The sequence below is a fragment of the Pseudomonas sp. Pseusp15 genome, from assembly GCF_059492165.1.
Map to the genome: position 1 here is coordinate 2,034,794 of NZ_CP168523.1, position 14,178 is coordinate 2,048,971.

9 protein-coding genes are annotated in these 14,178 nt (G+C 59.7%); 5 read left to right on the plus strand and 4 right to left on the minus strand.

Annotated elements, in window-relative coordinates:
• Positions 1-143 precede the first annotated feature (143 nt).
• Genes ACEN8R_RS09205 through ACEN8R_RS09215 form a run of 3 tightly spaced genes read left to right on the plus strand, consistent with a single transcriptional unit; the run spans position 144 to position 3,451 of the window.
• Complete coding sequence (locus ACEN8R_RS09205; protein ID WP_495624767.1) at positions 144-2,291, plus strand: FUSC family protein; 2,148 nt, start codon at positions 144-146, stop codon at positions 2,289-2,291.
• A complete protein-coding gene (locus ACEN8R_RS09210) occupies positions 2,281-2,481 on the plus strand; it encodes a DUF1656 domain-containing protein (RefSeq protein ID WP_018926023.1) in 201 nt (66 codons plus the stop codon). Before ACEN8R_RS09205 ends, ACEN8R_RS09210 begins: the two co-directional genes overlap by 11 nt.
• Before the next feature lie 4 nt (positions 2,482-2,485).
• Complete coding sequence (locus ACEN8R_RS09215) at positions 2,486-3,451, plus strand: HlyD family secretion protein (protein ID WP_018926022.1); 966 nt, start codon at positions 2,486-2,488, stop codon at positions 3,449-3,451.
• 237 nt (positions 3,452-3,688) lie between these two features.
• On the opposite strand, the gene ACEN8R_RS09220 is transcribed toward ACEN8R_RS09215, so the two are convergent.
• From ACEN8R_RS09220 to ACEN8R_RS09235, 4 genes are all read right to left on the minus strand, one after another.
• Positions 3,689-5,110, minus strand: a complete 1,422-nt coding sequence (locus tag ACEN8R_RS09220; RefSeq protein ID WP_018926021.1) for an efflux transporter outer membrane subunit — start codon at positions 5,108-5,110, stop codon at positions 3,689-3,691.
• Positions 5,107-8,298 (minus strand): efflux RND transporter permease subunit, encoded by a 3,192-nt coding sequence (locus ACEN8R_RS09225; RefSeq protein ID WP_018926020.1) that lies wholly within the window; start codon positions 8,296-8,298, stop codon positions 5,107-5,109. Before ACEN8R_RS09225 ends, ACEN8R_RS09220 begins: the two co-directional genes overlap by 4 nt.
• Before the next feature lie 15 nt (positions 8,299-8,313).
• Positions 8,314-9,567: a multidrug efflux RND transporter periplasmic adaptor subunit MexE gene (gene mexE / locus ACEN8R_RS09230; RefSeq protein WP_495624768.1), complete on the minus strand. Its 1,254-nt coding sequence runs from the start codon at positions 9,565-9,567 to the stop codon at positions 8,314-8,316.
• A gap of 320 nt (positions 9,568-9,887) precedes the next feature.
• A complete protein-coding gene (locus ACEN8R_RS09235; RefSeq protein ID WP_018926018.1) occupies positions 9,888-10,805 on the minus strand; it encodes a LysR family transcriptional regulator in 918 nt (305 codons plus the stop codon).
• Between the two features lie 268 nt (positions 10,806-11,073).
• Here ACEN8R_RS09235 and ACEN8R_RS09240 point away from each other — a divergent pair, with 268 nt between their 5' ends.
• Both ACEN8R_RS09240 and ACEN8R_RS09245 read left to right on the plus strand, forming a co-directional pair.
• Entirely contained in the window at positions 11,074-12,096 is a 1,023-nt protein-coding gene (locus ACEN8R_RS09240; protein ID WP_018926017.1) for a zinc-dependent alcohol dehydrogenase family protein, read from the plus strand.
• A 588-nt stretch (positions 12,097-12,684) separates the two neighbouring features.
• Positions 12,685-14,175 carry a hypothetical protein gene (locus ACEN8R_RS09245; protein ID WP_026286407.1) on the plus strand — a complete coding sequence of 497 codons (1,491 nt, stop codon included), beginning with the start codon at positions 12,685-12,687 and terminating at the stop codon, positions 14,173-14,175.
• Positions 14,176-14,178: the final 3 nt, after the last annotated feature.

A 14,178-nucleotide genomic window follows, 5' to 3' on the forward strand; every position in this document is an offset into this window, starting at 1 on the left:
TGTCCAATCGCTTTGGCTGACGAAGTGATCGACAGGCTCTATCGACGCAGGCGTGTCCATCGGCGAAATGGCCTACAGGTCTTGTCGACATTGAAACTCGTCGAAGCAAGGAAGCAATGACTACGCTTGCAGGAGATGACTCGATGAGCGCTCCCATGCAACCGCTGCTTCAATACTTCAAGGCGATTCTCAACCCCGGACGCGAGGTGCTGCTGTTTGCCCTGAGAACCATCGTGGCGGGGCTGCTGACGCTGTACCTGGCCTTTGTGTTCGACCTCGACCAGCCCAAGTGGTCGATCATGGCGGTGATCATTGTCAGTCAGCCATTGGGCGGCATGGCCCTGGCCCGAAGTTTCGGCCAGATCATCGGCACCACGTTGGGCGCGGCGGTCGCGGTGTTGATCATGGCCATTTTCCCCCAGGCGCCGCTGCCCTTCATCATCACCCTGGCCTTGTGGTTGGCGCTGTGTACCGCCGGCGGCACCTTGTTGCGCTACACCAGTTCCCAAGCGTTTGTCCTGAGCGGTTACACGGCGGTGGTGGTGGCACTGCTGGCGCAACCCGATCAGGAGGGTACGTTCCTGCTGGCAGTCACTCGCGTGACAGAAACATTGCTGGCGGTGGCCTGCGTGTGCGTTGTCAGCCTTCTGACGGCGCGACCGGAGGCGGTGGCCAAGGGTTACTTCGCCAAGATCGATCAAGTGATCAAACTGCTCGCGACTCACGCGGCAGCGGTGATTCGAACCGAGGAAAGCGAGGCCGATTTCCACAAGCGGCAAATGCAACTGTTGGGCGAGATCAGCGCCCTTGAAGGGCTGCGTCGACATTTGTACTTCGATGCACCACGGTTGCGCAGCGCCAATAGCCTGGTGCAATTGCTTGGCAATCAACTGGTGCTGCTGACTTCGCGGCTGACGGCTTTGCGTCACCAGCGGCAATTACTCACCGAACGTTGGGAAGGCGCGCTGCCGGAAGAGATACAGCGTTTGCGCAGCGAGGAACTGGCATTCCTTGATGAGCTGGCCGTGCAAGGTCGCTCATTGTCGACCGAGGCGCGGCATCATTTTTTGACGCTGCAACAGCGTTTCGATGACCAGGCCTACAAGGCCGAACAACTCACCGAGACGATGCCTGCCACGCTGCGTTCATTGGCCTGGGCACTGCGCTGGGAGCAGGCACGGATGTTGGAGCAACTGGGGCAGATTCTGGAACTGAGCGACGCGATCCAGGAAGGACGGGAAGCCAGTTGCGTGTTCCGCGGCCAGGACAACCCGTTGCATCTGGACTTCACGTTGGCAGCAATGAACGCAGTCCGGGCATTTACAGCGTTACTGGTGGCGGGGCTGATCTGGATCGAGACTGCTTGGGATGGGGCCCGTGGCGGGATGATTGTAGTGGGGATTCTCTGTTCGCTGATGGCGACTTTTCCGCGACCGTTGCTTGCCAGTCAAAGCTTTGCCAGGGGGCTGGGTCTGGCCTTGGTGGTGTCGGCGTTCTATCTGTTCATGCTGATGCCGATGATCAGTGACTTCGAGTTGCTCGCCTTGTTGTTTGCACCATTGCTGTACGCGGTCGCGGTGGGGCTGGCCAGTCCGCCAACCACTGGCACAGGCATTGGTCTTGGACTGACGACCATGCTGTTGCTGGGGCCGCAAAACGCAGGAATCGGCCAAAACAATGCCATTCAGTGGTTTGAATTTGCCGGCGCGTATATCAGCGCCGCCGCGCTGGCGCTCAGTGTTTACGCCTTGATCTTCCCGTTCAGGCCCGATTTACGGATACGCCGGCTGTTCAATGAAAGCTGCGAGCAGGTCTACGCTTTGTTGAAGACGCCGGCCACCGATGAACAGCAATTTGCGTTTGAAAGCCGTATGGTCGATCGCCTGACCATGATGTTGGGACTATTGCCGGCGACCAGCGACAAGCACTCTCGCGAGCTGTTCGAAGTCAGCCTCGGGTGCATGGCACTGGGGGTGGCATTGAACCAGCTCAGGCAGCAGGGGCAGAGCAATGCGTTGTTGAGTACGCAACAACAGAACCGTTTGCTGGCGGCAGTCCGAGAGACAGGGCGATTGATCGCCGGGCGACCCGGGGTTGACCTTGTGCAGTTGCTCGGAAGCTTGCATGTCTTGGGCGATGAAATGGACGACTTGCATCTAGACGTACATGAACACCTGTGGTCGGTATTCAGGATGCGCGTGGCGTTGTTGATCGTGGTGTCGTTTCTGGAGCGCCATCGCAAATACTTTCAACCCGCAGACAAGGAAGGAGTGCCAGCCCTTGCCCATTGATCTGGAAGTGGGGGGCGTCTATCTGCCGCCAATCGCCCAGGCGCTGTTGCTGGCCTTGCCGATTTTTCTGCTGTTGGACTGGACCTTGCGCCGCCTGGGGGTATTGCGATTTGTCTGGCATGAAGCCCTGTTCGAAGGCGCGTTGTATGCCTGCGTATGCGCAACGTTGATTCTGATGATGGGAGCCTGATGCCTTGAAGACGATCCTTGCCCGACTCGCGACCCTGGCGGTGGTGGTGCTGGCCGTCATCCTTGGCTGGTTCGCCTGGGAGCATTACACCCGCGCGCCCTGGACGCGCGATGCACGGGTTCGCGCCGATGTGGTGACGTTGTCCGCCGATGTCTCGGGGCGGATCGTCAGCCTGAGCGTTCAAGACAACCAGCGTGTCGAGAAGGGCCAGTTGCTGCTGGAGATCGACCCGGCTCGCTATACGCTGGCGGTGGAGCATGCCAAGCGTGCGGTGGAAGTTGCCAAAGCCACGCTGGGTCAGTCCGAAGCGACGATTGTCTCCAGCGAAGCGCTGCTGCGGCAGCGTCAAAGCGAAGAGCAGCGCCGTCGAACCCTTAAACAGCGCTTCGCGATCTCCGGCGAAGAGTGGGAAAAGTCCAGTACCGAAGTCGCTGTGGCGCAGGCGGAACTCTTGCGCAATCAGGCCAATCTGGGCCTGGCACATGCCAACGTGCAGCTGGCGATCGCCGCTCTGACCCAGGCCGAACTGGACTTGCAGCGCACACGAGTCGTAGCGCCTGTCAGCGGTTACGTGACCAACCTGCTGACTCGCCAAGGGGACTACGCCACTGCCGGGGGCGCATTGTTGGCACTGGTGGACAGCGATTCGTTTTATATCAGTGGCTACTTTGAAGAAACAAAGCTGCCGCGAATCAAGGAGGGTGATCGGGTCAGGATCGAGTTGATGAGCGGCGAGACCTTCGGCGGCACCGTACAAAGCATCGCTTTTGCTATCGCCGACCGTGAGAACTCCCCCGGCAGTCGCCTGCTGGCCAACATCAACCCCAGCTATACCTGGGTCAAACTGGCACAACGGGTGCCGGTGCGGATTCAGATCGACGCCGACTATATCGCCAAAAACAGCCTGCGTGCCGGGACCACGGCCACGGTGACCGTCATGGAAAACCGGGATAATCAGGCAACCCACTAACCCCATATGGGGACGGGCTTATGTGGCGAGGGGGCTTGCCCCCGTTCGGCTGCGCAGCAGTCGTAGATTGGGGCCGCTTCGCGACCCAACGGGGGCAAGCCCCCTCGCCACAAAGGCTCGCTCCCACAGGGATATGCGTTGAATTAAAGACCGACAAAAAAAAGCCCCGCGACCGAATGAGGCGCGGGGCAAAGAATTTGGTTGGGTTGCGGCCAACCAAAGGGGCACGTTAAAGCATTACTTGCTGGCGACCGTCTCTGGCTGCCAGCCGCCGCCGAGGGCTTTGTAGATCGCGACGATGCCGCGATACAAATCGACTTCGGCCTGGGCTTGGGTGTCTTCGGCTGCCAGACGCTCACGCTGGGCATCGAGCAGGACGAGGAAGTCCACGGTGCCTTCGCGGTAGCGAATTTCGGCGAGGTCCGCAGCGGCGCGGCTTGATTCGCTTTGACGAATCAGCGAAATCAGGCGCTGCTGGCGTTTGCCGTAATCACTGAAGGCGTTCTCCGATTCTTCCAGTGCCAGCAATACGTGCTGCTCATAGGTCGCCAGGGCGCCTTCGGCTTCAGCATCGGCACCGCGCAAACGGGCGCGCACGCTGCCCAGGTCGAACGCCGCCCAGGTGATGCTCGGGCCCAGTGCCCAGGCATTGGCCGCCGACGAGCCGATTTGTGAACCGCGCCCGGCAGTCCAGCCAAGAAAACCGCTGAGGCTCACCCGAGGGAACAAGTCAGCCTTGGCCACGCCGATACGCGCAGTGGCAGCCGCCAGTTTGCGTTCGGCGCTGCGGATGTCCGGACGACGTTGCAGCAGTTCACCCGGGTCGCCGATGGGCAGGGCCTTGGCGATCGCCGGCAAGTCTTTTGGACTCAGGTCGACGGTCAGCTTGTCTGGACGTTCACCCAGCAGGGTGGCGATGCGGTTGCGCTGACGAACCTGTTCGGCTTGCAGTTGCGGCACGCTGGCTTCGACAGACGCCAGGCGCGCATCGGCACGAACCACGTCCAGCTGATCGCCAACACCGGCGTCACGCAGGCTTTCGGTGATCTTGCGTGACTCCTGCTGATTGTTCAGGTTGGCCAGCGCGATTTTTTCTCGCAGTTGCGCGCCGCGCAGTTGGCCATAGGCGTCCACCAGTTCGGCAATCATGGTGACTTGCAGTTGGTAAAGATCGGCTTCGGCCGCTTGCTGCTCAGCGTCGCTGGATTCCAGGTTGCGCTGGATGCGACCGAACAAGTCCAGTTCCCAGGCCATGTCCAGGCCCAGGTCATAGCGTTCGCTGTTGACCCGTTTGGTGGTCTGACCCGGAATCTGCCCTTTGCCCAGATCGCTGCTCGCGCGGCTGGTGATGGTCGGCATGGCGTCATTGCTGGCGTCATCGCGAATCGCTCGGGCCGCTTTCCAGCGGGCAAAAGCCACACGCAAATCACGGTTGCCCTGCAAGGATTGCTTCACCAACTGGTTGAGGGTCGGATCGTCGAATTGCTGCCACCAGATGCCTTCGAAACGGGCGCGGTCAAAGTTCTTCTGACCGGCGCTGCCATCGTTGGCGGCCGTGATGTTGGCCGCCTCGGTGGCTGGGGTTTTATAGTCCGGGCCGACGGCACAGGCGCTCAGCGCCAGTACCAGCAGGCTCGGCAGGAAGGCTTTCAGGCTCATTGTTGCGCCTCCAGTTGCTTTTCCAATTTCAGTGCCTTGGCCGCTTTGCGTTGCTCACCGCGCTCCACAAAGTTGCGAATCAGTACGTAGAACACCGGCGTCAGCAACAGACCGAAGAAGGTCACCCCGAGCATCCCGGAGAACACCGCCACACCCATGGCATGACGCATTTCGGCACCCGCACCGCTGGAGAAAACCAGTGGCACAACACCCATGATGAACGCGAAGGAGGTCATCAGGATCGGCCGCAGACGCAGACGGCAAGCTTCCAGTACCGCTGCCAGCGGGCCGAGGCCTTCTTCCTGTTTATCCTTGGCAAACTCGACGATCAGAATCGCGTTCTTACACGCAAGTCCCACCAGTACGATCAAGCCGATCTGGGTAAAGATGTTGTTGTCGCCGCCCGAGGCAATCACCCCGGTAATGGCCGACAGCAGAGTCATCGGTACGATCAGGATCACCGCCAGTGGCAGGCTCCAGCTTTCGTATTGAGCCGCGAGCACCAGGAACGCCAGCAGTACGCAGAGCGGGAACACGAACAGCGCAGTGTTGCCGGACAAAATCTGCTGGTAGGTCAGGTCGGTCCACTCGTAGGTCATGCCGTTCGGAAGTTCATCCTTGAGCAATTTCTCGATGGCTTTCTCGGCCTGGCCGGAGCTGTAGCCTGGGGCTGCCGCACCGTTGATTTCAGCGGTGATGAAGCCGTTGTAGTGCATTACGCGGTCTGGCCCGGAGGTGTCGCTGACCTTGATGAAGGTCGCCAACGGGATCATCTCGCCTCGGTTGTTACGCACTTTCAGCTGACCGATCTGGTCCGATTCGAGGCGGAACTGTTGCTCAGCCTGAACGTTGACCTGATAGGTGCGACCGAAGCGGTTGAAGTCGTTGGCATACAACGAACCCAGGTAGATCTGCAGGGTGTCGAAGATGTCGCTGACGGCCACGCCGTGAGTCTTGGCTTTTTCCCGGTCGATAGCAGCATCGACCTGCGGCACGTTCACGGTGTAACTGGTGAACAGACCGGCCAGTTCCGGCACGCTGCGGCTCTTGGCGATGATGTTCATGGTTTCTTTGTACAGCTCGTCATAGCCCAGGTTGCCCCGGTCTTCGATCTGCAGGCGGAAACCGCCAATGGTCCCCAGGCCTTGTACCGGCGGTGGCGGGAAGATCGCCATGTAGGCTTCCTGAATCCCGGCGTACTGGCCGTTCAACGCACCGGCAATCGCACCGGCGGACATGCTCGGGTCTTTACGCTCGTCGAAAGGCTTCAGGGTGACGAACACGATGCCGGCGTTAGGGCTGTTGGTGAAACCGTTGATCGACAGGCCGGGGAAGGCCACCGCGCTTTCCACGCCAGGCTGTTTCAGGGCCAGGTCGGACATGCGCTTGATCACGTCTTCGGTACGGTCCAGGCTCGCGGCATCCGGCAGTTGCGCGAACGCCACCAGGTATTGCTTGTCCTGGCCAGGTACGAAACCGGTCGGCGTATTGGAGAAACCGAAGAAGGTCAGCACCATCAAGCCGGCGTACAGCAGCAGGGCGATACCGCTGCTGCGGATTACCCGGCCCACGGTGCCGACATAGCCATGGCTGGCCTTGTCAAAGAAACGGTTGAACGGACGGAACAACCAGCCACCGAAGATCTTGTCCAGCACCTTGGAGAAGCGGTCCTTCGGCGCGTCATGGCTCTTGAGCAACACAGCGGCCAGTGCTGGCGACAAGGTCAGCGAGTTGAAGGCCGAGATCACGGTCGAAATCGCAATCGTCAGGGCGAACTGTTTGTAGAACTGACCGGTCAAGCCGGAGATGAACGCGGCCGGGATAAACACCGCACACAGCACCAGCGCCGTCGCGATGATCGGACCGGTCACTTCACGCATCGCACGCTTGGTGGCTTCTACCGGAGTGAGTCCGAGCCCGATGTTTCGCTCGACGTTCTCCACCACCACGATCGCATCGTCGACCACGATACCGATGGCCAATACCAGTCCGAACAGCGACAGGGCGTTCAGCGAGAAGCCGAACAGGTGCATCACGGCAAACGTACCGATCAGCGAAACCGGCACCGCCACCAACGGGATGATCGAGGCGCGCCAGGTTTGCAGGAAGAGGATCACCACCAGCACAACCAGGATCAGTGCTTCGAAGAGGGTGTGAACCACCGCCTCGATGGAACCGCGCACGAAGATCGTCGGGTCATAGACGATGCTGAAGTCCATGCCTTCCGGGAAGTTCTTTTTCAGCTCGGCCATTTTCGCCCGAACGTCGTTGGAGATCTGGATCGCGTTGGAGCCTGGGCGCTGGAAGATCGGGATCGCCACCGCCGGTTGGTTGTTCAGCAAGGAGCGCAGGGCGTATTGGCTGGAGCCGAGTTCGACACGAGCGATGTCTTTGAGGCGAGTGATTTCACCATTTTCGCCAGAGCGAATGATGATGTTCTCGAACTCTTCCTCAGACACCAGACGGCCTTGGGTGTTGACCGACAGCTGGAATGCCGTGGCATTCGGTGCAGGCGGAGCACCCAGGGCACCGGCCGCCACTTGACGGTTCTGTTCACGAATCGCGGTGACCACATCGGTGGCGGTCAGGTTGCGCGAAGCGGTCTTGTTCGGATCGAGCCACACCCGCAGCGAGTAATCGCCCATGCCGAACAGCTGCACATCACCGACACCGCCCAGACGCGCCAGCTCATCCTTGATGTTGAGCAAGGCGTAGTTGGACAGGTAGAGCATGTCGTAGCGTTTGTCCGGCGAGGTCAAGTGCACAACCATGGTCAGGTCGGGCGACGCCTTGTCGACGGTGATACCGATGCGCGTCACTTCCTCGGGAAGTTTCGGCTCGGAACGCGTCACGCGGTTCTGCACCTGCACCTGCGCGTTGTCCAGGTCGGTGCCCAGGGCGAAGGTGATGGTCAGGGTGATCTTGCCGTCAGCGGTGGATTGCGAGGACATGTACAGCATGTTCTCGACGCCGGTGATGGCTTGCTCCAGAGGAGCAGCCACAGTTTCACCGATGACTTTAGGGTTGGCGCCGGGGAAGTTGGCACGGACCACCACGGTTGGCGGCACCACTTCCGGGTATTCGCTGATCGGCAACTGGAACAGCGAGATGGCACCGGCGATCAGGATCAGCAGCGACAGTACCGCTGCGAAAATCGGCCGTGAAATGAAGAATTGGGAGAAATTCATCGGAGTAATTGCCCCTTAACCGCGTGGAGTCGCAGCAGCCAGTTTCACAACCGTACCCGGCGCGACCTTGGCAGGTGCGACTTGGGGCAGGTTGCTGACTTCCAGCGCTTGTCGTTGTTGAGCAAGGGCCGCGAGGGTTTCCTTGCTGGCCATCGGGATCACTTCAGGGCTGACCGGCGAACCAGGGCGAACCCGTTGCAAACCCTTGACGATGATGGTGTCGTCTTTGTTCAGGCCGCTGCGCACGATGCGCAAACCTTCGATTTTCGGACCCAGCTCGACGGGGCGATAAGCCGTTTTGTTGTCGGCATCCATCACCAGCACGAACTTTTTACCCAGGTCGGTACCGACCGCTTCGTCGTTGATCAACACCGCGGAGTAGGTGCCGCTGCCCACCAGTTTCAGGCGTGCATAAAGACCCGGGGTGTAGCTGCCGTCTCTGTTGTCGAACACCGCACGACCGCGGATGGTGCCGGTCTTCGGGTTGACTTGGTTGTCGACGAAGTTCATCTGGCCCTGGTGCGGGTTGCCGTCTTCATTGGACAGGCCCATGTAAACCGGGGTGGTGGCGCCGCGTTGACCCTGGCGGGCGAGCTGGTTGTACTTGAGGAACACGCGCTCGTCGGCATCGAAGTAGGCGTAGACCTTGTCGGTGGACACCACGCTGGTCAGGGCGGTGGTATCGGCGGTCACCAGGTTGCCGGCGGTGATTTCCGCACGGCTGACGCGGCCACTGATGGGCGCAGTTACGCGGGTGAAGCTCAGGTTCAGTTTGGCCAGGTCCAGTTGCGCCTGGAGTGCGCCGACGGCGGCGCGAGCCTCTTGAGCGGCACTGGTGCGCGAGTCGGCGAGTTCGGCGGAAATCGCGTTGCTGGTGCGCAGGCGTTCACCGCGTTGGGCTTCGTTTTCACTGCGGGTAGCCGTGGCGCGAGCTTGCGCCACCAGGGCTTCGAGGCGGCGGACCTCAGCCTGGAACGGGCGCGGGTCGATCTGGAACAACAGATCGCCTTTCTTGACCAATGCGCCTTCGGTGAAGGTTACGTCATCGATCTGGCCGGAGACCCGTGGACGAATCTCTACCGTTTCTGGCGCTTCCAGGCGCCCGGTGAATTCGTCCCACTCGTTGACCGGTTGCTCCAGCACCTTGGCCACGCTGACTTTGGCCGCGGGCATGGTGGCGGCAGCGTCCGGAGTCTTGCCGCAGGCGCTCATCACCATCACGGCCAACAGGGCCAAGGGGAAGCGCAAATGTTTGAGTGACTGTTCCATGGATGCATCCGCCAATGTATTGAGATGGGCGGATAATGCTTGGCGGGGCGGTATCAAACGAATCGAACGAGGCAAAGGTAACTATCATTCGGAATGATATAAGCCAGAAGCAAGCCCTCTAGCATGCACCTTTCGTTAGCGGGCTATCAAATGAAATGATGACAATTGTGTGTTGCGGGGAATGCAAAGGTTTGGCTTGAAACCGTGTAGCGGCCTTCGTGGGCAAGCCTCGCTCCCACTGGGGATTTGTGTATCGTTGATCCGGTCCAGGAGCGAGGCTTGCCCACGAAGAGGCCATCAGCCTCAATACAACATCAGGATCAGGCCAGACTATCCGGATCCCCGAAAAACATCTGAATCCGCGACCTCAACCACCGCTCACCCGGATCATTATCCTGCGACCCGCGCCAGGCCATGTGCAATTCAAAGCTGCGCACCGGCAACGGTGGATCTTCCGCCCGAACACCACCGGCGGCTGTCAACGCTTCGGCGGTGTAGTCCGGGACGGTGGCCACGATGTCGGTGCCGCTGATCAGTGTGCTCAGCCCGTTGAACTGCGGCACCGCCAGCACCACGTGCCGTTTGCGCCCCAGCTTCTCCAGCTCTTCATCTATAAAGCCGCTCAGGTCGCCCGCGAACGACACCAGCGCGTGGGGGCGGGCGCAGAAGTCATCCAGGCTCAACGGCCCCGGCACGGAGTCGGCTCGCAACAGTTTCGGCATGCTGCGGCGCAGTACTTTGCGCTTGGCGTTGGCCGGCAGGTCGGCGGTGTAGCTGACGCCAATGGAAATTTCGCCCGAGGCCAACAGGTTCGGCATCAGGATGTAGTTGGCCCGACGCACCACCAGCACGATGCCCGGTGCCTCGGCGCGCAGGCGCTTGAGCAGCATCGGCAGCAACGCGAACTCGACATCGTCCGACAGGCCGATGCGGAACACCGCGGTGCTGGTGGCCGGATCGAATTCCGCCGCGCGACTGACCGCGGTGGAAATCGAATCCAGGGCCGGCGAGAGCAGGGCGAAGATTTCCACCGCTCGGGCGGAAGGTTCCATGCTGCGGCCGGTGCGCACGAACAACGGGTCATCGAACAGCCCGCGCAGGCGCGAGAGCGCCGCACTGATGGCCGGCTGGCCGAGGAACAATTTCTCCGCAGCGCGGGTCACACTGCGCTCGTGCATCAGTGTTTCGAAAACGATCAACAGGTTCAGGTCGACACGACGCAGGTCATTACGATTCATCTGGGGTCCTGGCAGATTCAGCAAACTTGACGTGAGCGACCATATGAGAACAATGGCCGGCGTGAATCTTACGGGGAAAGGCTGGTACTCTGCACAGGGTAATTCAGTTTTCCCTGAAAGGCTGCTTCGGTTTTTACGGCATTGGATGATGTCGCCGTCGCTGCGGAATCAATGACAGGCATGTCGACTATTAATAGCCACTGATGGTCTTGGGTAGAAAGCCCAGATAGAGTTCAGGGCATTAGAGGTTACTTTGACGAGGTTTGCGATGTCCCGCACGATCCGTTTTCACAAGTTTGGTCCAGCCGAGGTGCTCAAATGCGAAGAGCATGCGGCCGCTCTGCCTGCGCCGGGCGAAGTGCAGGTGCGTGTCGAGGCGATAGGCATCAGCTGGTACGACATTCTCTGGCGCCAGAACCTGGCCTCGTCCCATGCTCGCCTGCCTTCAGGCCTGGGTCATGAAATGGCCGGCGTGGTCACGGCGCTCGGCGAGGGGGTCGATGACCTCGCTATCGGTGACAAGGTCGCCAGCTTCCCGGCCGAAAGCCCCAACGATTATCCGGTCTACGGCGAACAGATCGTTCTGCCGCGCACGGCGCTGACCCGCTACCCGGACGTGCTCAGTCCGGTCGAAGCCAGCGTGCATTACACGCCGCTATTGGTCGCCTATTTTGGCTACACCGATCTGGCGCGCGTCAAGCCCGGGCAATTCGCTCTGGTGACCGACGCCAGTCACTGCGCCGGGCCGTCGTTCGTACAGCTGGGCAAAGCCCTTGGTGTGCGAGTAATCGCTGCGACCAAAACCGCGGATGAGCGTGAATACCTGCTGTCGCTGGGTGCCGAAAAAGTCATCGTCACCGAAGAAGAAGATCTGCTGATGCGGATCAACAAAATTACCGACAACCGTGGCGTCGATGTGGTGTTCGATGGCCTGGGCGGCCCGCAGATGTCGCTGCTCGGCGATGTGCTCGCGCCTCGCGGCAGCCTGGTGCTCTATGGCCTGCAGGGTGGTAACCAGACGCCATTTCCGGCCTGTGCGGCGTTCCAGAAGAACATTCAGTTCTTCGTGCACTGCATCGGCAACTTCACCGGCAAGCCGGAGCTGGGCATCCTCCAGGATCAGGCCGCACTGCAACGTGCCCTGCGCGACATCAACCAGTTGACCGCAGACCATGTGCTGCTGCCACTCAAGACTCGGGTATTCCCGTTTTCCCAGTTTGTCGAAGCACACCGCTACATGGACGAATGCCCATGCCGCGAACGGGTCGCCCTTGAGGTCGAGCCTGTCTGAGCTCTTCGTACGAGCCCCCTTGTATAAACCCCTCTGGAAAGGTCCGTGCAGGCACGGACTTTTCCGCTGTCAAAACCTCCAAAATGAGACATCCCATCGATCCCTCGGTGGGGCGGTTCAGCAACTGAACTGGTTTTTGCTCTCGATCTGTATCTTCTAATCATTATGTAAGCCCTGATAATTGAATGATTATTTCATCTCAAGGAAAGAGTCATGGCTGGGTATCAGGTTGAAACTTTTCAACGCGCATCGGCAATACATGCTCAACAAATAATTCGACGCCGCTCGGCGGTCATACATTTATTGGCAATTTCTTTCTTTATTTCTTGTATTACACGTCTGTGGGATGTTGTCGGAAATTTCCTAGGACATCGCTCGGGGCCGAAAAACACCCGTCCTGCCTGGCGTTGCGGCGGTATTGCCCTGCTTGGGGTTCTCGAGACATGCAACCATTTCAAATAATTACAAAATGCTTAAGTGCTAGCATTTGATAACAACCCCGGCACCCCATTCATGACAGGCAATCCGTCGCGCAGTGCATGTAATTGTTTGCGTGGCGTCGAACTTATGAGTAACAGGTAAACAATGATGACCCATACCCATGAACAGGCAATGAATTATGTTTATCAACAAGTACTGCAGCGCTTGCTGAGCTTTTTCTCTCGCGCCGAGCGCACGGCATTGCAACTGATGATTCAGCGCCTGGTGGTGTCGGCTGGAGGTATGGAGCGTATCGGCGATTACAAGGTGTTGGCGATCCAGTCCGGGTCCCGTGACAGCTGCTACACACTGGCGCTGCTGCGCGCCGCGCAACTGAGTATCGCCGGTCGGGCACCGGCGACGTTCCAGCTGCGAGTGGCCACTTTGCGCTTGAATGGTACGGCTGCGACAGCACTGGAAAACATCCATCGCAGCAGCAGTGCATTGTTTCTCTACGACGATCCCCGGGTCGAAATGTTGATGGTCGATAATCGTGAGGTCCTGCCGTTCAATCACTTGGCGCCAATCTCCGATGCCGGCCGCGAGTCGAATCGGCTCAACCTGCTGATGGTCGGGCACCGTCGGGCCTGGAACGGGCCGCTTGAGTTGTGGGACGACGGGTACCTGGCCACAGGTGATTTTTATGGACAAATTGCCCGCTGGGACAACGGCGTCGATGTCATGGTCAGCAGCGATTCACCCCGTCGGCAGGCGCAGTTTATCGAGGGTTTGAACCGTGCCGCAGCCAAGGCCGGGCTTGCACCGACGAGCCGCCATGAAACGGGCTACGAGGGATTGTTCGCGCGGCTCGATGAACTGGGCAGCGACTGCTATCGCGAGTTTTATCCCGACTCTGCTCAGGCTGCGTGGCGTCCTTCCGAGCGCTTTGAGGCCTGCCGTCGCACGACCTTCATCGACATCCACGACATGCTGGTCAGCAACCTGGAGGAGCGCTGGCCGCTGCTCACTGACTTCCTCGGCTTCCAACCTGACGAACTGACGGCTCAACTCAGTGATAACGACTATGTCAGTCCGTCGATATCCGCGCACCTTCGCGGCTTGCAAGCGCGCTTTGTACACGGTCGCACCTACGAAGAGGGGGTCAGCGAATACCTGCAGCGGGCCTTGGTGATGATGCGTCGTAAACAATTGCCCGAGCGCTTTTGCGTGCAGGCAGTGGAGACCTTCGGCAATCCGCTGACCATGGCCGATCAGCGCGGATTGGCGACAGCCGAAGCACAAAAAAATCTCGGTTTGAGTGAAGCCCAACTGGTGTGCCTGCTGTTCGCCCCGTTTGTCGATAACGGCGCGGCCCTGGAGCATTTTCTTCGTCAATGCCATCCCGGCATGCTGGTAGCGCTGCCGGAATTGCACCGGGCGATGCAGGGCGGTCCGGCACCCGAGCAGGTTCTGCAGTGGATGGTGGATGTCAGCGGGTTACCGGTCAGCCTGATCGGTACGCTTTACCGCATGAGGCCGGTGGTTCGGGATGAGGGTAGGGTGCCAGACACGGAAAGCGGCGACGCGGGCGTGCAAGTCGAAGACATGGACCCCGAGAATGAAACAGCAGTGACTGGCGAATGGTCGATGGGCCAGTGAATG

Bases quoted from the DNA above. Each gene is read 5' to 3' on its own strand.
- ACEN8R_RS09205 (WP_495624767.1), top strand. From the start codon at position 144: ATGAGCGCTCCCATGCAACCGCTGCTTCAATACTTCAAGGCGATTCTC.
- ACEN8R_RS09220 (WP_018926021.1), bottom strand. From the start codon at position 5,110: ATGAGCCTGAAAGCCTTCCTGCCGAGCCTGCTGGTACTGGCGCTGAGC.
- ACEN8R_RS09245 (WP_026286407.1), top strand. From the start codon at position 12,685: ATGACCCATACCCATGAACAGGCAATGAATTATGTTTATCAACAAGTA.
- ACEN8R_RS09240 (WP_018926017.1), top strand. From the start codon at position 11,074: ATGTCCCGCACGATCCGTTTTCACAAGTTTGGTCCAGCCGAGGTGCTC.
- ACEN8R_RS09235 (WP_018926018.1), bottom strand. From the start codon at position 10,805: ATGAATCGTAATGACCTGCGTCGTGTCGACCTGAACCTGTTGATCGTT.
- ACEN8R_RS09225 (WP_018926020.1), bottom strand. From the start codon at position 8,298: ATGAATTTCTCCCAATTCTTCATTTCACGGCCGATTTTCGCAGCGGTA.
- mexE (WP_495624768.1), bottom strand. From the start codon at position 9,567: ATGGAACAGTCACTCAAACATTTGCGCTTCCCCTTGGCCCTGTTGGCC.